Genomic DNA, 19,056 nt, shown 5'->3' on the forward strand with positions numbered 1-19,056 from the left:
GGGGGTTGCTGCGGCGTCATCGATCCAGGTCTCTCGGCCGCTCGGGATGGTCATTACCTACTAGAGCCGAGATGCAGGATTCCACAAAATCGGCGCCCGGGAGCGCTGTAATATTCGTTCACCCGGCCTGCGTCCGGTCGAAATCATTCATTTATTCGACGATTGCCCGGAAAGGCCGCAGGAGTAAGGTTGACGCATGGCCCATGTTAACGATCCGGCAGTCATTGACCGCCTCATGCGAACCAAAGGCACGTGGGCGGTGGTCGGCCTCAGCACCAACGAATGGCGCTCGGCGTACGAAGTCTCCCTCTATGTCCGGGACCGGATGGGCATGACCATCATTCCGGTCAACCTTCCCGGCGACGACGTCCACGGGGAGAAGGGGTACCGTTCCCTCGCGGACATCCCGGCGGAGAAGCACCCGATCGACGTCGTGGACTGCTTCGTCAACTCCCACAGGGTGGGGGCAGTCATAGACGAGGCCATCGCCGTAGGCGCCAAGGCCGTCTGGCTGCAGCTGGGCGTCTTCGACGACGCCGCGGCGGACCGCGCCAAGGCCGCCGGGCTGGACGTCGTCGTGGACGCGTGCCCGGCCCGCGAAGGCTGGCGCGTGGGCATCTAACGGCCCGGGAATGACGATCAACAGGTTGGGAAGAGTCGGTTACAAAATGTGACCGGCTTTTTCCGTATTCGCCGCATTGCCGTGTGAGATGGACTCGTAACCATCCCGAGCGGCTGAGAGATCTGGCTCTGTGACGCCGCAGCAACCCCCTCTTTGAGGACGGTGCTACCGCCAGGACCGATGGAGAACCACTGTGTTCTTAGGCTCCGCGGCTTCGCTCAGCGCTGCCCGGAAGCCAGGACCCAGGGCTTTCCTCGGGCGAGCCCGGAGGAAATCATGAACACGCAGACAGCGGCAGCGCCGCGGCCCCGAGCAGGTGGGGGCCTGTGATCGAGATCCAGAATGTCAGCACGTCCTTCGCTTCGGCCGCAGGCCCCTTCACGGCCGTCGACGATGTCAGCCTGCACATCAGGCGGGGCACCATCCAGGGCATCATCGGGTTCTCCGGCGCCGGCAAATCCACGCTGCTGCGCAACATCAACCTCCTCGAGCGCCCGACGTCGGGACGCGTCCTGGTGGACGGCGTGGACCTGGTGACCCTCTCCGACGCCGAGCTCCGGACCAAGCGGCACGACATCGGCATGATTTTCCAGCACTTCAATCTCCTCAACAACCTCACGGCCCAGGAAAATGTGGAGCTGTCCCTGAAGTTCGCCGGCGTCGGGAAGGCAGAACGCCGCCGGCGGGCCGCCGAAACCCTGGAAATCGTGGACCTCGCCGACAAAGCGGGGACATATCCGGCCAAACTCTCGGGGGGCCAGAAACAGCGGGTGGCGATCGCCCGCGCCCTCGCCACCGGTCCCAAGGTGCTGCTCTGCGACGAGCCGACGTCGGCTGTCGATCCCCGGACGACGTCATCGGTCCTGCAGTACCTGGCCGATGTCAACGCCGAATTCGGCATCACGATCGTGGTGGTCACCCACGAGATGAACGTCATCAAGGCCATCGCGGACAACGTCGCGGTCATGGAAGAGGGCCGGGTGGTGGAGCAGTTCGATCTCACCGAACTCCAGCGCCCCGGCTTCCACCCGGCGACGTCGATCGGCCGCTACCTGGTCTCCGATGAGATCCAGTTGGACCGCTCCGGGAGGGGCACCCACACCACAGCCGCGTCGGAGGGCCTGATCAATGTTTGACCGCATCCTGGAAGTCCTGCCCGAAATCGGCGTCGCCATGGGCCAGACCCTCACCATGCTGCTGGTGGCCATCCCGCTGGCGGTGCTCCTCGGGACACCACTGGGTGTCCTGCTCTACACCATCGGTCCCAACGGGCTCAAGCACCGGCCAAAGCTGCACCGCGTCCTGGACGGACTGGTCAACCTGCTCCGCTCGTTCCCGTTCCTGATCCTGCTGATCGCGATCATTCCCGTGACCAGGTTCATTGTCGGCACGACCATCGGCACGGCCGCCGTCATTGTCCCGCTGACTCTCAACGCCATCCCCTATTTCGCCCGCTTTGTGGAACAGAACCTGAGCCAGCTCGGCGGCGGAGTGGTCGAAGCGGCACGGTCCATGGGCGCCAGCCGGTCCCAGATCGTCCGGGACGTCCTGATTGTGGAGGCGAAGCCCGGACTCGTCAGCTCCATCACCATCATGACCGTCAGCTTCATCTCCTACTCGGCGATGGCCGGCCTGGTGGGTGGCGGCGGAATCGGCGACTTCGCCATCCGGTACGGCTACTACCGCTACGAAACTCCGCTCATGATCACCGCGATTGTCCTGATGATCCTGCTGGTCACCATCGTTCAGCTGGGCGGGTCCTATGTTGCCCGGCGCCTGGACAAGCGCCTCTGAGCGCCCGCAGCACCCTCTTCCCACCTCCCCAGCGGAAAGCACCCCATGACTTCAACACCCAGTACCCGCTTCGACGGACCCCGCCCCCGCCTGCTGATCAGCGCCTTCGTGATGAACACGTCCAGCCACATCATGGGCGGCCAGTGGCGGCGCCCGGAGGCCCAGCAGCACCGGTTCAACGAACTCCAGCTCTGGGTCGACCTGGCCCGCCAGCTTGAGGACGCCAAGTTTGACGCGATCTTCTTCGCCGACGTCGTCGGTCTCTACGGCGACTACGACGGCGGCTGGGCGTCGCTGCTGAAAAAGGGCCTGCAGGTGCCCTCCAACGACCCCCTCATCCTGCTGTCCGCGCTCGCCACCGGAACGCGGGAGATCGGACTGGCCGCGACGTCGTCGGTGATCCAGAGCCACCCGTTCCAGTTCGCCCGGCAGATGTCCACGCTGGACCACATCAGCGGCGGCCGCGTGGCCTGGAACATCGTCACCAGCGTGCTGGAAAACGCGCACCGGAACTTCAACGCCACCGAGCTGACCAAGCATGACGAACGCTACGACTGGGCGGACGAATACGTCGAGGCTGCCTACAAATTGTGGGAAGGGTCCTGGGCAGACGATGCGCTGGTCCGGGACAAGGAGACCGGAGTCCACGCGGACCCGGAGAAAGTCAGCAAGATCTACCACCGCGGACCCCGGTACTCGATCGACGGGCCCCACCTCGCGGCCCCGTCGCCGCAACGCACCCCGGTGCTTTTCCAGGCCGGGAGCTCCGGCCGCGGCCAGCAGTTCTGCGCCGCCAACGCCGAGGCCACCTTCACCCTCGCGCCGAGCACCGAGGTGGCCGCGAAGTACACCGCGGCCGTCCGGGAACAGGCCGTTGCCGCCGGCCGCCATCCGGATGACGTGAAGTTCCTGCAGGGCATGCACTTCGTGGTGGGCGGCACCGAGGCCGAGGCGAACCGCAAGGCCGACGAACTCGAGGACAGCCTGGACATTGAGGCCCTGCTGGCCCACGTGGGCGGCGGGTTCGGCGTTGACCTCGGCGGCCTGCCGCTGGACACCCCGCTCGGTGACTTGGAGACCGAAGGCAGCCAGGGCCATCTCACGGCCATCCGTGCCTCCGTCCGCGGCGGCAACCCCACCCTCCGCGACATTGCGCTCTACCGCAGCCGGGCCAACCGGGTGGTGGGAACGCCGGACCAGATAGCCGACCGCCTCGAGCAGTGGCAGGACGCCGGAATCGACGGCATCAACATCATCAACCAGACCATCCCCGGCTCCTACACCGACTTCATCGACGGGGTGCTGCCGGAACTGCGCAGCCGTGGCCTGGCCCAGACCGGCTACGCGCCGGGAACCCTGCGCGAGAAGCTCTTCGGCGCCGGGCCGCGCCTCAACGGCCGCCACCCCGCCGCCGCCTTCCGGGGAGCCTTCGCCGAATTCTCCGCGGCGGCCGAAAACCAGCCCGCGACCGTCACCGCCCAGTCATAGCTCAGCGCGAACCACCACAAAGGACCAAGACCATGCAGCGTAGAAATTTCCTCAAGTATGCCCTCGCCGGCGCTGGCGCAGTGTCCGCCGCGGCACTGACCGGCTGCGGCCTCACCAACCCCGGCGGTGCCGGCGCCAGCGGCGGCAAGACGATCAAGATCATCGTCACCGAGTCCGCCCCGTACCAGGAACCGACCAAGCTGGCCCAGAAGCTGCTCGCGGCCCAGGGCTGGACCCTGGAGCCCACGTACGTCACGGACATCATCCAGCCCAACCTGGCCGTGGCCAACGGCGAATTCGACGCCAACTTCTTCCAGCACAATGCCTACCTGAAGCAGTTCAACCAGGACAAGGGCCTGGAGAACGTGGGACTGTTCTACGTCTACAGCGCGCCGGGCGGCATCTGGTCTGACAAGTACAAGTCCCTGGACGAGCTCCCGGACGGCGCCAAGATCGGCATCCCCGTAGACCCGGCGAACAACGGCCGGGCCCTGTTCATGCTGCGCGATGCCGGCCTGCTGGGGCTGTCCGACGCAACCGTGATCCACACCTCGCAGAAGAACATCACCGCCAACCCGAAGAAGCTGCAGTTCGTGGAAGTGGACCAGCAGTCCCTCGCCAAGACCCTTCCCGACGTCGACGCCGGCTTCCTCGTCGCCCGGATGGCCGCCGACGCCGGGCACAGCAAAGACGACGCGCTGGCCTTCGAAACGGATGCGGACCAGGTCCCGTTCCGGATCGTGGTTGCCGGGCGGAAGGATTTCGCCGGGTCGGAGAAGGCCGCGGCACTCAAGGCCGCCTTCCAGTCCCCGGAGGTCAAAGCCTGGTTTGCCAGCTACCAGAAGGGCATCCTGCCCACCCCTTGGGACCAGGATCCCGCCGCCGACGTCGCCAAGTTCTAGTCCGGCCACCAGCAACCGAGGGAACGCATGTCCTACGCACCAGAGACCACAGCCCCCGCAGCGCCATCGGCCGGAGCACCTTCGGCTGAAGCTGCCTACGAGACGCTCGCGCAGCGTTTCCGGCCCGTGTTTGCCCGGATCGCGGAGGGCGCGCTGGCCCGCGAGCAGGACCGGGTCCTGCCCTTCGAACAGGTCCGCTGGCTGAACGAGGAAGGCTTCGGCCGGCTGCGGGTGCCCACGGAACACGGCGGCGACGGCATCGGCTTCGAGCCCTTCTTCCGGCTGCTCATCGAACTCGCCGCGGCGGATTCCTCCGTGGCCCACCTCTACCGCTCGCACTTCGCCTTCGTGGAAACCGTCGGGCTGGAATCAGTGGCTTTCCGGAACCGCTGGTACCCGAAGGTGGTGGCCGGGGAGATCTTTGGAAACGCCGCCACGGAGAAGTCCGGAAATGTCCTCGGCACCACCGGAACGAAGCTGACGCGCCACGGCGGGGACTGGCTGCTCAACGGCAGGAAGTACTACACCACGGGCACCATCTTCGCCGAGTGGATTGCCGTCATGGCCAGCACCGAGGGCGTGGAGGGCCGGCAGTACGCCGTGGTCAGCACCACCCAGCCGGGGGTTGAGATCCTCGACGACTGGGACGGGTTCGGCCAGCAGCTGACCGGCACCGGCACCACGATTTTCCGCGACGCCGTGGTGCCGGACGCCAATATCATCCGGCGCTCGGAATCCACCACGCACGAGCCGGCCTTCTTCCAGCTGGTCCTGCTCGCCGTCCTGGCGGGCATCGGCCGGGCGGCGCTGTCCGATGCGAGGGCACTCGTGCGCGACCGCAAGCGCACGTTCAACACCGGGTCCGGCGACCTGTTCCGCAGCGACCCGCTGATCCTGCAGCTCGTGGGCCAGCTCTCGGCCAAAGTCTTCGCGGCGGAGTCCGTGGTGCTGGCCGCCGCCCGGGAGCTCGACGCCGGTGCCGACCAGGGCCTGGACCTCACCGCGGGGGAGCGCTACGTCCGCGGCGAGATCGCGGTGGAAAAGGCGCAGCTGCTGGTGCCCGAACTTGTCCAGTCCGCGGCCCAGCAGCTCTTCGACGTGACCGGAGCGTCCGCCACGTCGAAGTCGAAATCGCTGGACCGGCACTGGCGCAACGCCCGGACCGTGGCCACCCACAACCCCGCCGTGTTCAAGGCGCGCACCGTGGGCGACTACGAAGTCAACGGCACCACTCCCGAAGGGCTGCACAGCATCGGCGACGCCCGCACTGCCGGATAGCCCGCAGCCGGATAGGCTCGTGCCATGGACGTTGCCACCCTCCGCGAGATCTGCCTGAGCTTCCCCGGCGCCTTTGAGGACTTTCCCTTCGGGCCGGAGACATCCGTCTTCAAAGTGCGGGCTGCCGTCGCAGGCGGCGCGCGGCAGGATGCCAAGATGTTCGCGGCGTCGGCTATGGACCCGGCCGACTGGTCCGTGAGCCTCAAATGCGAGCCGGCCCTGGCCGAACAGCTGCGCGCCCTCCACCCGGAAATCACCGGTGCCTGGCACATGAACAAAACGCACTGGAACGGGGTCCGGCTGGACGGCTCGCTGCCGGATGACATGATCCGGGACATGGTGGAGGACTCCTACGACCTGGTGGTGGCATCCCTCAGCCAAAAGCAGCGGGAGCAACTGGGCTGGGCGGGCCTCACCCGGGGCGACGGCGCATGAGCGGCAACCCCGCCGGCCGCATCGCGCGGGGCGCGCTGAACTATCCGGGCATTGGCTCCACCGAGCACGGCCAGGCCCCTCCGGGATACCCGTCCCTAGTGTCCCGGACCTACCTCGGCGACGGGCCGGAAACCTATCGGAGGGTGGCGCAGGGAATCCTTGCCTGGGAGCTTCAGAAGCGGTCCGGGCTGCGCGTCCGCACCACCTCCGACGCCGTGGTGCCCGGAGCGCGGGTGGTGAGCGGATTCGGCGTCAGACCCTTCCGGATCAACGCGCCCTGCGAGGTGGTGTGGGTGCGCCGGCCGGTGCCCGGCGGCGGGCCGCAAAGCGCGGGCTTCGGGTACGGCACACTGCCGGGTCATCCGGAGCGCGGCGAAGAGGCGTTTGAAGTGGAGATCGATGCTGCGGGGCTTGTTTTCCTGACCATCACCGCCTTCAGCCGGCACTCCAACTGGTTCTACGCAGCCGGCGGCCTCCTGGCCCGGTCGGCGCAGCGGCGCATCACTTCCCGATACATTGAAGGGGCACGTCAACTCGCCGCAGGTGAAAGCTGATCAGGAGCAGATGGATGCTGGAACAGAAAACCCTTGACCAATTGTGGAACTTCGAGGACCCCGCCGGATCCGAAGCCCGGTTCCGGGCCGCCGCGGCGGATGACAGCTACGACGCCGACGAACGCGCCGAACTCACCACCCAGCTGGGGCGGGCCATCGGGCTGCAGGGCCGCTTCGAGGAAGCCGACGCCCTGCTGGATTCGGTCGACGCCGACGAGCCCACCGTGGCCGTGCGGGTGCTGCTGGAACGCGGCCGGGTGCTCAATTCCAGCGGCCATCCGGAGATGGCTGTGCCGCTCTTTGAGCAAGCGGCCGAACTGGCAGACCACCTGGGCGAGGAATTCCTGGCCGTGGACGCGCTGCACATGCTCGCCATCGCCGACTCCGCCCACGCCGAGACCTGGACCCGGAGCGCCCTGGAGTATGCCTCCACGGTCCACGACGAGCGGACCAAACGGTGGGTGGTCTCGCTGCACAACAACCTCGGCTGGACGCTGCACGACGCCGGCCGCTGCACCGAGGCCATGGTGGAGTTCCAGCTCGCGGAACAGTGGGCCGACCGGATCGGCACCCCGCGGCAGCAGGAACTCGCCCGCGAGGCCATCAAGGCCTGCTGATCCGCCCTTCAACTGCAACGCGGGGTCACTTACGGCCCATAGATGCCCCCGGAATGGGCCGGAAGTGACCCCGCGTTGGGTTGTTGCAAGAATGGAAGACCGTCCCGCCGCACCGAAAGGCACTTTCCAATGATCTTCATCGTCGTCAAATTCAAGGTCAAGCCGGACTGGTCGGAGCGCTGGCTGGGACTCGTGGACGGTTTCACCCAGGCCACCCGCCAGGAGCCCGGCAACCTGTGGTTCGACTGGTCCCGCAGTGTGGAGGACCCCAATGAATTCGTCCTCGTAGAAGCCTTCAAGGACGACGCCGCCGGGGACCACGTGAACAGCGCCCACTTCAAGCAGGCCATGGCGGACATGCCGCAGGCGCTGGCCGAGACGCCCCGGATCATCAGCCGGCAGCTCGACGGCGACGGCTGGGACCGGATGGGCGAGCTCACCATCTGACCCCGGCTCACCCATCTCGCCCGTCTCACCCCGTCGATTGCTCCGTAACCGCCCTTTTGAGGCCTGAAAACGGCGTTTGCGGAGCAACCGACGGCAGGGTTCCCTGGCCGAGCTTGCGAGGCGAGGGGGCCGGTGGGGAGTAATCGATGGGAAAATTCAGGCATGTGGATCGGCTGGATTGAATTCGACATCCTTCTGGGCGACGTTCACAGCCTGAAGGAGAAGCGCTCCGTGGTGCGGCCGCTCCTGGCCGAGCTGAAGCGCCGCTTTGATGTCTCCGTGGCCGAGGTCGGGGACCATGAGCAGCACCGGCGCACGCAGTTGGGCGCCGGCCTGGTGGCAGCAGACCGGGCACACGTCGTGGAGGTGCTGACCGCCGTCGAACGCTTCGTGGCAGCCCGGCCCGAACTCGAACTCCTCAGCACACGGCAACGGGAGCTCCGCAGCGACGACTGATCCCCGCGGATTGCTCCGCCAACCCCCGTCGACTGCTCCGTAGTCGCCCTTTTGAGGCCTCATAACGGCACTTATGGAGCAGTCGATGGGCGTTGTGGATAACTCCTGCGGCGTACGCGCCGAACTGGTCTGATGAAGCCATGAAGACCGCGCGCCCGCTGCCGGACGATTTCCGGCGACGCCCCTTTACCGTCGTCGAAGCGGCAGCGGCCGGTGTGTCCCCGAAAAGGCTCCGCCACCGGTCCCTGGCCGCGCTGGGCCGGGGAATCCGGGTGCAAAGCCCGACGCCGGGGCTTCCCCTGTGCGTGCGGGTGCGGCCATTCATTGAGGTCAATGAGCGATGCGCCGCGTCGCACTTCACCGCGGCGGAGCTTGGTTCGCTTCCCGTGCGGCAGCAGAAGGAGGCAGCACCGATGTACCACGTGATCAGGCCCGAGGGCGCGGCCCATCTCAACCGGCCACACGTAATCGTCCACCGCATGAAGCTCTACGACGACGAGATCACGCTGCTGGACGGGATTCCCATCACCACCCCGGAGCGGACCTGGCTGGATCTGGCCGAAATGCTGACCGTAGACCAACTCGTCGTGGCCGGCGACAGCTGCGTCCGGATGCCCCGGCCTGAGCTCGACGGCAGGGATGTGCCGCTCTGCAGCCTGCAGGATCTGCAGCGGATGATCGACCGCCACAAGGGAAAACGCGGGCTCCGCAAGGCGAAGGAAGCCATCGCCCTCATCCGCGTGGGCTCGGATTCGCCGCAGGAGTCCTTGCTGAGGCTGGCCATAGTCCGGGCCGGTCTTCCCGAACCAGAGCTGAACGTGCCGATCATCGACGATGCAGGAACCCGGCACCACGAACCCGACCTGTCCTACCGGAAATACAGAATCGGCGTCGAGTACGAGGGCGAACTCCACGGTGAGGAGGGCCAGATCGTCCGGGACATCGCCCGTTCGGAGAAGTACACGGCCCTCAGCTGGACCGAGGTCCGGATCTCCAAGCGGCACATGCACGATGATGCCAAGGCCGCGGTGGCCAAGGTCCGTGCCGCGCTCCTGCAGGCGGGCTGGCGGCCCGGCCGTTAACGAACGATTGCTCCGCAACTGCCGTTTTGAGGGTTCAAAAGGGCAGCTGCGGAGCAATCGATGGATCTTGTTAGCCGAAGTACTTCGGCAGGGTCGCCTCGTGGGCTTCGCGGAGCGCGTCGAGGCTCATGGTCTCGACGCCGTTGATCTCCAGCGTGCCGCCCTCGGCGTCCACCACACCGATCCGGACGTGCGCGAAGCCGCGGGCGGTGCACATGTCCGTGAATCGGATTTCCTCCGAGCGGGGCACAGCGACGACGGCGCGGCCCTGGGTTTCGGAGAACAGCGCCGTGAACAGGTCCACGCCGTCGCGGTCCAGGACGTCCTGCAGGGCGATCCGGGCGCCCACGCCGTAGCGCAGGGACGACTCCACGAGGGCCGCGGCAAGGCCACCTTCGGAGAGGTCGTGGGCCGAATCCACCATGCCGTCGCGGGAGGCGTTGATCAGGATCTGACCGAGTTCACGCTCGGCATCGAGGTCAACCTTCGGCGGCAGGCCGCCCAGGTGTCCGCGCATGTTGGACCATTCCGAGCCGTCCAGCTCAGCCGCCGTCGTGCCCAGCAGGTAGATGGCCTGGCCGTCTTCCTTCCAGCCCGACGGGGTGCGGCGGGCGACGTCGTCGAACTTGCCCAGTACAGCCACCACGGGGGAGGGGTGGATGGGGGTGGTCCCGGTCTGGTTGTACAGCGAGACGTTGCCGCCGGTGACCGGGATGCCGAGGACCATGCAGGCGTCGGACAGGCCGCGGATGGCTTCGGCCAGCTGCCACATGACGTCGGGGTCCTCCGGGGAGCCGAAGTTCAGGCAGTCGCTGACGGCCATCGGCACGGCGCCGGAGGTGGCGACGTTGCGGTAGGCCTCGGCCAGGGCCAGCTGCGCGCCGTGGTACGGGTCCAGGTAGGTGTAGCGGCCGTTGGCGTCGGTGGCCAGGGCCACGCCCAGGCCGGTTTCCTCGTCCACCCGGACCACGCCGGCGTCGTCCGGGAACGCCATGGCGGTGTTGCCGCCGACGTAGCGGTCGTACTGCTTGGTGATCCAGGACTTGTCGCACATGTTCGGCGAGGCGACGAGTTCGGTGATGGCGGCGGCCAGCTCCGCGGGGGCGGAGGGGCGTCCGGCGTCCTGCACGGACCCGGTGAAGGAGTCGGCCTGGACGGCGTCCTGCCATTCGGGGCGGGCGTACGGGCGGTCGTAGACCGGACCGTCGTGGGCCACGGTGCGCGGGTCGACGTCGACAATGACTTCGCCTTCCCACGTGATGATGAGGCGGCCGGTATCGGTCACCTCGCCCAGCCAGGAGTACTCCACCGCCCACTTGTCCATGACCGCTTCGAACGCGGCGATGTTCTCCGGGGTGACCACGGCCATCATGCGTTCCTGCGACTCGGACATCAGGATTTCGCCCGGGGTCAGGGTGGGGTCGCGGAGCAGCACGGAGGTCAGCTCGACTTCCATGCCGCCGTCGCCGTTGGAGGCGAGCTCGGAGGTGGCGCAGGAGATGCCTGCGGCGCCGAGGTCCTGGATGCCTTCGACCAGGGATCCCTTGAACAGCTCCAGGCAGCACTCGATCAGGACCTTCTCGGCGAACGGGTCGCCCACCTGGACCGCGGGGCGCTTGGACGGCTTGCTGTCATCGAAGGACTCCGAGGCCAGCACGGAGGCGCCGCCGATGCCGTCGCCGCCGGTGCGGGCACCGAACAGCACCACCTTGTTGCCCTTGCCGGAGGCGTTGGCGAGGCGGATGTCCTCGTGGCGCATCACGCCGACGGCCAGCGCGTTCACCAGCGGGTTGCCTTGGTAGACGGAGTCGAAGACCATTTCGCCGCCGATGTTGGGCAGGCCCAGCGAGTTGCCGTAGCCGCCGATCCCTGCCACGGCGCCGTGCATGACGCGGGCGGTGTCCGGGTGGTCAATGGCGCCGAAGCGCAGCGGATCCATCACCGCGACCGGGCGGGCGCCCATGGAGATGATGTCGCGGACAATGCCGCCAATGCCGGTTGCGGCACCCTGGTAGGGCTCCACGAACGACGGCGAGTTGTGGGACTCGATCTTGAACGTCACGGCCCAGCCGTCGCCCAGGTTGGTGACACCGGCGTTTTCGCCGATACCCACGAGCATGTCCTTCTTCATTTCCTCGGTCACCTTGTCGCCGAACTGGCGCAGGTGGTTCTTCGAGGACTTGTAGGAGCAGTGTTCGCTCCACATCACCGAGTACATGGCGAGTTCCGCGCCGGTGGGGCGGCGGCCCAGGACCTTCACGACCTCGTCGAACTCGTTCTGCTTCAGGCCCAGTTCGGCCCAGGGGAGTTCGGTGTCCGGGGTCTTGGCCGCGTTCTCGACGGTGTCGATGTTGAACTTCCGGGCGGTCTCCGCGGGCGCCGCCACTGCGGGTGTCTCCGTCATTTGTTGTCTCCCACGATCTTGTTCAGGACAGAGGTGAAGAACCCGAGGCCCTCGGTGCCGGAGCCGAGCTCGGGGCCGAATCCGGCCTCCACGGCGTGCTCGGGGTGCGGCATGAGGCCCACCACGTTGCCGGCGGCGTTGGAAATGCCGGCGATGTCGCGGCGGGAGCCGTTCGGGTTGAAACCGACGTAACGGAACACCACGCGGCCTTCGGCCTCAAGCGCATCCAGGGTCTTCTCGTCGGCGATGTACTGGCCGTCCTGGTTCTTCAGCGGCACGGTGATTTCCTGGCCGTCGGCATAGTCCCCGGTCCAGGCCGTCGTGTTGTTCTCCACGCGCAGCACCTGGTCGCGGCACATGAACTTCAGGTGGTCGTTCTTGATCATGGAACCGGGCAGCAGGTGCGACTCGGTCAGGATCTGGAAGCCGTTGCAGATGCCCAAAACGGGCAGCCTGGCCTCGGAATTGGCGGCGTCGATGATCTTGGACATCAGCGGCGCGAAGCGGGCGATCGCGCCGGCGCGGAGGTAGTCGCCGTACGAGAACCCGCCGGGAATCACGACGGCGTCAACGTCACCCAGGGTGGTGCCGGCGTGCCAGAGCTCCACCGGGGTGGCGCCGGCCAGACGGACCGCTCGGGCGGCGTCGCGGTCGTCGAGGGTGCCGGGGAAGGTGACGACGCCGATCTTCGCACCGGCCAGCCGGGGGTTGGCGGCGACGGCGACGGCCTCGCCGATCAGGGGGAGTTCAGTCATTTCAGGCCTCAACGACCTCGACGTTGACGACGTCCTCGATGACCGGGTTGGACAGCAGGGTCTCCGCGGCGTCGCGGGCCTGGGCCAGGATCTCCTCGGTCACCTCGCCGTCGACCGTGAGTTCAAAGCGCTTGCCCTGGCGGACAGAGCTGAAAGCGGTGAAGCCCAGCCGGGGCAGAGCACCGACGATGGCCTTCCCCTGCGGGTCCAGAATCTCGGGCTTGGGCATGACGTCGACAACGATCCGGGGCATCCGGCAACTCCTGTGCGTGAGCGTTGGGTAAGGGCGCAGCGGAGTGGTGCCGTCTCACGCCGATCCGCTGTGTGTTGAGGACTGCCTGGTGAATGCAGCGTGAAAGGGCGCTCCGCGAGCTTGCATGCCCATTCTACCGGCCACGGCGCGTCCGGCCGTATTCGGGCTGGGAGTGTGAACGCGGCCTCCCCGGCGGGTCCTTGAACTGGAGAAATGGCGCCGCGGGGGCGGCTGCGTCCTATGGTCGGGCTTGCCGCGGGTCAGTAGGATGTGCGCATGGCTGAGAATCCGAAATCCGTGGTGTTGTCTGTTGTGGCCGTCGCAGTGTTCGCCGGGCTGGGCCGGATGGTCCTGCAGAAGATCAAGGCCGACCGTGCGGCGAAGGCTACCAAGGTGGCCGGGCCCCTGGATGAGAAGACCCGCGCATGGATCAGCGACGTGGTCCGGACTCCCCGAAAATAGGCCAGCGGGTCACGAGCGGGCCACGAGAGGTCACGAGCCGGCCGGCGGCGGGCCCCGGGACCATGACGGGCCGGCTCCCTGCGCGCCGAGGTGCCGCCGGGGTGCGGCCGCACGCGGCCGGAACTTCCAATTGACGCAGTTCAGCGACGTCGCCGTCGCGTCGTGTCGCATTGCGTGACAAATTTTAAATACCCCCTTGTGGTCTATGTCATATCTCGCTCTCAGTCTGTACTGTATGAATCGGCTGGTATCCGTGGGGGCGGGCCGGGCGACCGCCCGGTGAGTTCCCGCCAGTCCGTTGGGCCCGGTGTTGCAGCCGGGCCGTTCCTTTACGAAAGGTTCAAACACTCGTGACATCACCAGGAAAGAGCTTCCTTCGAAGCGGGGGACTCCGGAGGGCCGCGGCACTGACCCTGGGCTTGCCGGTTCTTCTGTCCAGCATCGCGATCGCCCCGGCCAACGCGGCCCCGGCGCAAGGCCAGACCGTGGCCGGCGTCGCGCAGAAGAATGTTGATCCCAACAACTACAAGGACGGCCGCTACATCGTTGTCCTGACCGAAAAACCGGCTGCGACGTATGCCGGCGGGACGGCAGGCATGCCGGCCACCAAGCCCGCGCCCGGGAAGAAGCTGGATGCCAACAGGGCTGAGGTGAAGAGGTACGAGGCGCACCTCGAAAAGAAGCAGGCCGACGTAGCAGGCAAGCAGAACGTCAAGATCAATCGGCAGTTCACCGCTGCCCTCAACGGATTCAGCGCAAATCTCACCGCGGATCAGGCCATCAAACTGGCCAAGGACCCCAGCGTGCTGACAGTTGCCCCTGACACGGAAAACGCTCCGGACTACTCCAGCACCGATTTCCTGAAGCTCAGCGGGCCCAACGGAACCTGGAACACGAAGTTCGGCGGCCAGGACGGCGCCGGCAAGGGCGTCGTCGTCGGCGTCATCGACACCGGCTACACCCCGTCCAGTGCGTTTTTCGCCGGGGAAGAGGTCAAGCCCCTCGTCGGGAAGCCCGTCGTCGGTGTGCCGTACAGGATGGCGGACGGCAAAATCGCAATGCTCAAGTCCGACGGCGACACCTTTATCGGTGAGTGCCAGAAGGGCCAGGACTTCGACGGATCTGCCTGCAACTCCAAGGTCCTGAGCGCGCACTACTTCGCCGAGGACTTCCTGAAGTACGTACCCCCGGGCGACCGTGCTCCGGAAGAACTGCTGTCCCCGGTCGATGTCGCCAGCCACGGCACCCACACGGCCAGCACCTCGGCGGGCAACGCCAATGTCGAGACCTTCGTCGACGGGCGCAGCTTCGGCCTGACCAGCGGCATCGCGCCGGCCGCCAAGCTCTCCGTGTACAAGGTCTGCTGGGAAGACACCGACCCCGACACGGGCGGCTGCTATAGCTCCTCGTCCGTTGCCGCCGTCGACCAGGCCGTCAAGGACGGCGTCGACGTGCTGAACTACTCGATCTCCGGTTCTGCGACGTCAGTCATCGACCCGGTCTCGATTGCCTTCCTGAATGCTGCTTCCGCAGGCATCTTCGTCGCAGCATCGGCCGGAAACTCCGGTCCGACGGCGAGCACCGTCAACCACGGGGGCCCCTGGGTCACCACGGTTGCGGCCAGCAGCTTCTCCCAGGAGCTTCAGGGCACTGTTGAATTCGCGGACGGCACCAAGTTCCGCGGCGCCAGCATCATGAACAAGGAAGTCAAGGACGCCGGCGTGGTGCTTGCTGCCAACGCTGCCGTGGCGACCCCGCCGTCGAGCCCCGCACTGTGCGGGCCCGGCACCCTGGACCCGGCGAAGGTCGCCGGCAAGGTCGTCGTTTGCGACCGCGGCGTTGTCGACCGCGTCGCCAAGAGCGCCGAGGTTGCCCGTGGCGGCGGCGTCGGCATGATCCTGGTGAACCTGAGCAATTCCTCGCTGGACACCGATCAGCACGCGGTCCCGACCGTGCACGTGAACCCGCCGGCCACCGAGGCCATCAAGGCCAAGGTAACCGCCACCCCGGATATCAAGGTGTCCCTTGTCAACAAGGACACGACCGGACTGCCTCTGGAGGCGCAGCCGCAGATTGCTGGGTTCTCCTCCCGGGGCCCGCTGCTGGCCACCGATTCGGACCTGCTGAAGCCGGACGTTACCGCGCCGGGCGTTGCAGTCCTGGCCGGTGTGTCGCCGATTGGCGCTGATGGTGCAAAGTTCGGATTCTTGTCCGGCACCTCCATGGCGGCACCGCACGTTGCCGGTTTCGGCGCGTTGCTCCTGGGCAAGAACCCGAGCTGGTCCCCGGCTGCGGTCAAGTCCGCCATGATGACCACGGCAGGCAATGTGGTGAACGCCGACGGCTCCAAGAACACCGACGTCCACGCCACCGGCGCCGGCCAGGTGGATCCGGCACGCATGGTCGACCCGGGTCTTGTCTACGACGCTAACGAGGAGGACTACTGGAAGTTCATTCAGGGCACGGGGATCAACCTCGGCCTGGCGTCCAGCACCCTGCCGCGGGACATGAACGTCCCGTCCTTCTCGCTGGGCAACCTCACCGGCAAGATCACCGTGACCCGGACCCTGACCGCCCTGACTCCGGGCGTCTACAAGGTCAAAGCCAATGTACCCGGAATTCAGGTCAACGTGGCTCCGGCGGCCCTGAACTTCAAGGCCGCCGGCGAGAAGAAGACCTTCAAGGTCAGCTTTGAGAACAAGAGCGCGGCCCTGGGCAAGTTCGCCATGGGTTCACTGAGCTGGGAGGGTGCAGGCAAGACCGTCACCTCGCCGATCGCAGTCCGGCCGCAGTCTGTCGTCGCCGCGAAGGATGTCTTCCTGAGCACCGAATCCGGCACCGGTTCGGGCGACATCAGCGTTGTGTCCGGCACCAACTTGCCCGTAAACATGACGCTGGACGGCCTGTCCAAGGCGGATTCTTCTGCCGTGGAGCTGGTTCCCGGTCCCTTCGCGGGCCGCGCCGACGCCTCGACGTTCGTCAAAACCGTGAACGTCCCGGCGGGTGCTCCGCTGGCCAAGTTCTCGGTCATCTCCTCTGACCCGAACGCGGACTTCGACATGTGGGTCGTCACGCCACAGGGCGTCGAACAGGTGGCGACGTCGTCGTCCAGCGAGACGCTCTCGATTGCGAATCCCGCTGCCGGCACGTACACGATCTACGCGAACCTGTACTCCAGCCCGGGCGGCCAGGCCACGAAGGCAAGCGTTGATGCCGCGATTCTCGGTGCCAACGAGAACAATGCGACCATCTCGCCGAACCCTCTGGTGCTGCCGAACGGTGCAACGGGCAAGATTACGCTGAACTGGACCGGTCTTAAGCCTGGCTCCTACATTGGACGGATCACCTTTGCCGGTGCCAGCGAGCCGACGTTCGTCAGCGTCGTCGTGAACGCTGCAGGGGTTGCCTCGGTGGCGCCGACCTCGGAAGGCGCGGCCGCGCAGTCCAAGTTCCAGAACCAGGAGCTTGAGCGTCCCAACAACGCCATCTAGGCGCAGCTCAACCTGACAACAAAGGCAATGGCCGGCGGTTCGCACCGCCGGCCATTGCTGTTTCGTGACGCCTGTGAGGTTACGTGTGGCTCAGATTGCCCCGGTGGAACCTGTAACCCCGCCCAGCAGCGGCGCCATCGCCCGCCAGCGGGCGATCTCGCAGCCATCGGTGCGGCTGAACGTGCTGTGGACTTCCCGGCCCATGAACCAGCCGGTCACCACGGCGACCTGCGGACCGCCGTACTGCTGCGTGCACATCTTCGGTGGTCCCGGCTTGGGAAAGAAGATGGCCTCGCCGTGCTGCGTTACCGCCGCGAGGGCGGCCGCCGAATCCGGCAGCGTGGACGCCGGGGCGACGCTGCCGCCGTCGGCCGCCAAGCGGAAGGTGTACTCAGGCGCTTCCGGGGCCTCCGTCAACCGGACGGTGAGATCGATGTCGTGGCGGCTGTGACGCTCGTGCGTAGCGTTCATTGCTGTCCTTCCGTGCGTTCGGGGGCAGGGCCGGAACCCAGCGACTGGAGCAGGGGAGAAAGCTCCTGCAACAGCCGCTGCCGCAGTTCTTGTGATTCGGCGGAAAAAGCCCGCTGGTGCTCAACGTACGCAGCTTTGCCCTCCGGTGTCTCGATCCGGATCGCCGGATACCCCCACTCTTGTAAGTCATAGGGCGAGGCCTGCATGTCCATGGCGCGGATCCGCCACGACAGTTCGAAACAGGCCATGACGAGCTCGCTGGGCAGCAGCGGGGACAGCTTGTAGGCCCACTTGTAAAGGTCCATGTTGGCGTGCAGGCAGCCCGGCTGCTCCATGGCGCGCTGGTTCTCCCGGCTGGGAACCATGCTGTTCAGCGGAACGGCGTCCGGGGTGTAGAAGCGGAAGGCGTCGAAGTGCGAGCACCGGATCCGGTTCTCCTCCACCACCTCGTCGGTGCGCCCGGACCCCAGCCGCAGCTGCAGGTACTCGTGCCGGAGATCGAACTTGTCCTGCCGGTAGACCATGGCCCACTCGTGCAGCCCGAAGCAGCCGAACTGGGCCGGCCGCGCGGCGGTCCCGGCCAGGATGATCCCTGCGAACTGCAGTGCCTCCCGGCGCTCCCTCAGGAAGGCGTCGACGTCGACCGTCACGGCCGACGACTCCGCCGGCAGCCCGGCGGCCGCGAGTTCCGCGGCGCCGGCCGCGCGGTAATACTTCCACCCGGTCCGCGCCGCAGCCTCGGGGCCGGAGAGCACGACGCCGGCGCCCGGGTGCCAGCGCAGCAGCTGTCCGGGCTTCTGGGTGTAGTAGGTGAAGAGGAAATCCTCCACCGGGTGCTTCCGGCCGGCGGAGCGCCGCTCGAGGTAGGGGTCGGCGTAGCGGCGGACACGTTGGACGTGGGCGGCCTGGCGCGGCAGCCACTCTTCCTGCTGGAGGTGCAAGGGCTTAGCTCGCCCCGCCGGATGAGCCCAGAACATCTTTGGCGGCGTTCCACGCGGCGATTTCACAACCGTTTGTCAGGCTGAAGCTCGCCTGAACCGCCCTGCCATCCACGACGCCGGTGACGGTGGCCACCTGCGGGCCGCCGTACTGCTGGGTGCAGGTCTGGTTCTTGGCGGGCGGGGCGGGGCTGAGGATGGCCGGGTTGTTCTTGATGGCGATGCACGCGGCGGCGGGGTTGGGATGCTGGCTTTCGGCCGCCGGAACCCCGTTCTGGCAGACCAGCGTGAGGTTGGCCGCGGTGCCGGTTTCGGACGGCTTGACCATGATGGCGAGCTCGGCGTTGCCCTGGCCCGGGCCGGACGGCAGCGGGACCGCGGAGGGGGACGGGGCCGGCGAGGTCGTCTCCGTCTCCGGGGACGGGGAACCGGACGGTGCTGTGGGTGACGGGCTGGAGGGGGTGCCCGTTGTGGTGCCGGAGGAGGGAGAAGGGGTGGGTCCGCCGTTCGGCGTGCAGGCGGTCAATCCGGCCACGGCCATCAGGACGGTCGCCAGAACAAGTGCCGGGCGGCCCGATTGCGTGCGCATCAGCAGTCCTCCTCTGTT

The 19,056-nt window shown here is 66.9% G+C and carries 20 protein-coding genes and 1 riboswitch; of the genes, 14 read left to right on the forward strand and 6 right to left on the reverse strand.

Annotated features, from left to right (window positions below):
• Positions 1 to 196: 196 nt before the first annotated feature.
• The 12 genes from ABH915_RS03150 to ABH915_RS03205 all read left to right on the forward strand — a co-directional run bounded on the left by ABH915_RS03150 (position 197) and on the right by ABH915_RS03205 (position 9,675).
• Positions 197 to 622, forward strand: a complete 426-nt coding sequence (locus tag ABH915_RS03150) for a CoA-binding protein (RefSeq protein ID WP_370117688.1) — start codon at positions 197 to 199, stop codon at positions 620 to 622.
• A gap of 97 nt (positions 623 to 719) precedes the next feature.
• Positions 720 to 809: riboswitch (SAM riboswitch) on the forward strand.
• A gap of 139 nt (positions 810 to 948) precedes the next feature.
• Positions 949 to 1,758, forward strand: coding sequence for a methionine ABC transporter ATP-binding protein (locus ABH915_RS03155; protein ID WP_026539332.1), 810 nt, complete (start codon positions 949 to 951; stop codon positions 1,756 to 1,758).
• The gene (locus tag ABH915_RS03160; protein ID WP_018776122.1) at positions 1,751 to 2,416 is read left to right on the forward strand and encodes a methionine ABC transporter permease; all 666 of its coding nucleotides are present in this window, start codon (positions 1,751 to 1,753) and stop codon (positions 2,414 to 2,416) included. Before ABH915_RS03155 ends, ABH915_RS03160 begins: the two co-directional genes overlap by 8 nt.
• Positions 2,417 to 2,461: 45 nt before the next feature.
• Positions 2,462 to 3,904, forward strand: coding sequence for an LLM class flavin-dependent oxidoreductase (locus ABH915_RS03165; RefSeq protein ID WP_370117692.1), 1,443 nt, complete (start codon positions 2,462 to 2,464; stop codon positions 3,902 to 3,904).
• A gap of 32 nt (positions 3,905 to 3,936) precedes the next feature.
• Positions 3,937 to 4,806: a MetQ/NlpA family ABC transporter substrate-binding protein gene (locus tag ABH915_RS03170; RefSeq protein WP_370117695.1), complete on the forward strand. Its 870-nt coding sequence runs from the start codon at positions 3,937 to 3,939 to the stop codon at positions 4,804 to 4,806.
• A 27-nt stretch (positions 4,807 to 4,833) separates the two neighbouring features.
• On the forward strand, positions 4,834 to 6,084 hold the full coding sequence (locus tag ABH915_RS03175) for an acyl-CoA dehydrogenase family protein (protein WP_370117698.1): 1,251 nt from the start codon (positions 4,834 to 4,836) through the stop codon (positions 6,082 to 6,084).
• Positions 6,085 to 6,108: 24 nt separating this feature from the next.
• Complete coding sequence (locus ABH915_RS03180; RefSeq protein ID WP_370117701.1) at positions 6,109 to 6,519, forward strand: MmcQ/YjbR family DNA-binding protein; 411 nt, start codon at positions 6,109 to 6,111, stop codon at positions 6,517 to 6,519.
• The gene (locus tag ABH915_RS03185; RefSeq protein WP_370117704.1) at positions 6,516 to 7,073 is read left to right on the forward strand and encodes a DUF1990 family protein; all 558 of its coding nucleotides are present in this window, start codon (positions 6,516 to 6,518) and stop codon (positions 7,071 to 7,073) included. Before ABH915_RS03180 ends, ABH915_RS03185 begins: the two co-directional genes overlap by 4 nt.
• Before the next feature lie 14 nt (positions 7,074 to 7,087).
• Complete coding sequence (locus ABH915_RS03190) at positions 7,088 to 7,690, forward strand: hypothetical protein (protein WP_370117707.1); 603 nt, start codon at positions 7,088 to 7,090, stop codon at positions 7,688 to 7,690.
• A gap of 129 nt (positions 7,691 to 7,819) precedes the next feature.
• Positions 7,820 to 8,137: a putative quinol monooxygenase gene (locus ABH915_RS03195; protein ID WP_370117710.1), complete on the forward strand. Its 318-nt coding sequence runs from the start codon at positions 7,820 to 7,822 to the stop codon at positions 8,135 to 8,137.
• 162 nt (positions 8,138 to 8,299) lie between these two features.
• Positions 8,300 to 8,593, forward strand: coding sequence for a DUF503 domain-containing protein (locus ABH915_RS03200; protein WP_018776114.1), 294 nt, complete (start codon positions 8,300 to 8,302; stop codon positions 8,591 to 8,593).
• A 140-nt stretch (positions 8,594 to 8,733) separates the two neighbouring features.
• Positions 8,734 to 9,675, forward strand: a complete 942-nt coding sequence (locus ABH915_RS03205) for a hypothetical protein (protein WP_370117713.1) — start codon at positions 8,734 to 8,736, stop codon at positions 9,673 to 9,675.
• Between the two features lie 70 nt (positions 9,676 to 9,745).
• On the opposite strand, the gene purL is transcribed toward ABH915_RS03205, so the two are convergent.
• From purL to purS, 3 genes are read right to left on the reverse strand one after another with little or no spacing between them, the layout of a single operon-like run.
• On the reverse strand, positions 9,746 to 12,079 hold the full coding sequence (purL, locus tag ABH915_RS03210) for a phosphoribosylformylglycinamidine synthase subunit PurL (RefSeq protein WP_370117716.1): 2,334 nt from the start codon (positions 12,077 to 12,079) through the stop codon (positions 9,746 to 9,748).
• The gene (purQ, locus tag ABH915_RS03215) at positions 12,076 to 12,834 is read right to left on the reverse strand and encodes a phosphoribosylformylglycinamidine synthase subunit PurQ (protein ID WP_370117719.1); all 759 of its coding nucleotides are present in this window, start codon (positions 12,832 to 12,834) and stop codon (positions 12,076 to 12,078) included. Before purQ ends, purL begins: the two co-directional genes overlap by 4 nt.
• 1 nt (position 12,835) lies before the next feature.
• Positions 12,836 to 13,087, reverse strand: a complete 252-nt coding sequence (purS, locus tag ABH915_RS03220; protein ID WP_018776110.1) for a phosphoribosylformylglycinamidine synthase subunit PurS — start codon at positions 13,085 to 13,087, stop codon at positions 12,836 to 12,838.
• A gap of 276 nt (positions 13,088 to 13,363) precedes the next feature.
• On the opposite strand from purS, the gene ABH915_RS03225 reads away from it, so the two are divergent.
• Entirely contained in the window at positions 13,364 to 13,549 is a 186-nt protein-coding gene (locus tag ABH915_RS03225; RefSeq protein WP_018776109.1) for a hypothetical protein, read from the forward strand.
• Between the two features lie 407 nt (positions 13,550 to 13,956).
• The gene (locus ABH915_RS03230; RefSeq protein ID WP_370124921.1) at positions 13,957 to 17,040 is read left to right on the forward strand and encodes a S8 family serine peptidase; all 3,084 of its coding nucleotides are present in this window, start codon (positions 13,957 to 13,959) and stop codon (positions 17,038 to 17,040) included.
• Positions 17,041 to 17,130: 90 nt separating this feature from the next.
• On the opposite strand, the gene ABH915_RS03235 is transcribed toward ABH915_RS03230, so the two are convergent.
• Genes ABH915_RS03235 through ABH915_RS03245 form a run of 3 tightly spaced genes read right to left on the reverse strand, consistent with a single transcriptional unit; the run spans position 17,131 to position 19,038 of the window.
• Positions 17,131 to 17,511, reverse strand: coding sequence for a serine protease inhibitor (locus tag ABH915_RS03235; protein WP_370117723.1), 381 nt, complete (start codon positions 17,509 to 17,511; stop codon positions 17,131 to 17,133).
• Positions 17,508 to 18,488: a 3-methyladenine DNA glycosylase gene (locus tag ABH915_RS03240; RefSeq protein WP_370117726.1), complete on the reverse strand. Its 981-nt coding sequence runs from the start codon at positions 18,486 to 18,488 to the stop codon at positions 17,508 to 17,510. Before ABH915_RS03240 ends, ABH915_RS03235 begins: the two co-directional genes overlap by 4 nt.
• Entirely contained in the window at positions 18,457 to 19,038 is a 582-nt protein-coding gene (locus tag ABH915_RS03245; protein ID WP_370117729.1) for an SSI family serine proteinase inhibitor, read from the reverse strand. Before ABH915_RS03245 ends, ABH915_RS03240 begins: the two co-directional genes overlap by 32 nt.
• Positions 19,039 to 19,056 lie beyond the last annotated feature (18 nt).

The sequence above is a fragment of the Arthrobacter sp. MW3 TE3886 genome (genome assembly GCF_041262145.1).
In the GTDB taxonomy this organism is placed as follows: domain Bacteria; phylum Actinomycetota; class Actinomycetes; order Actinomycetales; family Micrococcaceae; genus Arthrobacter.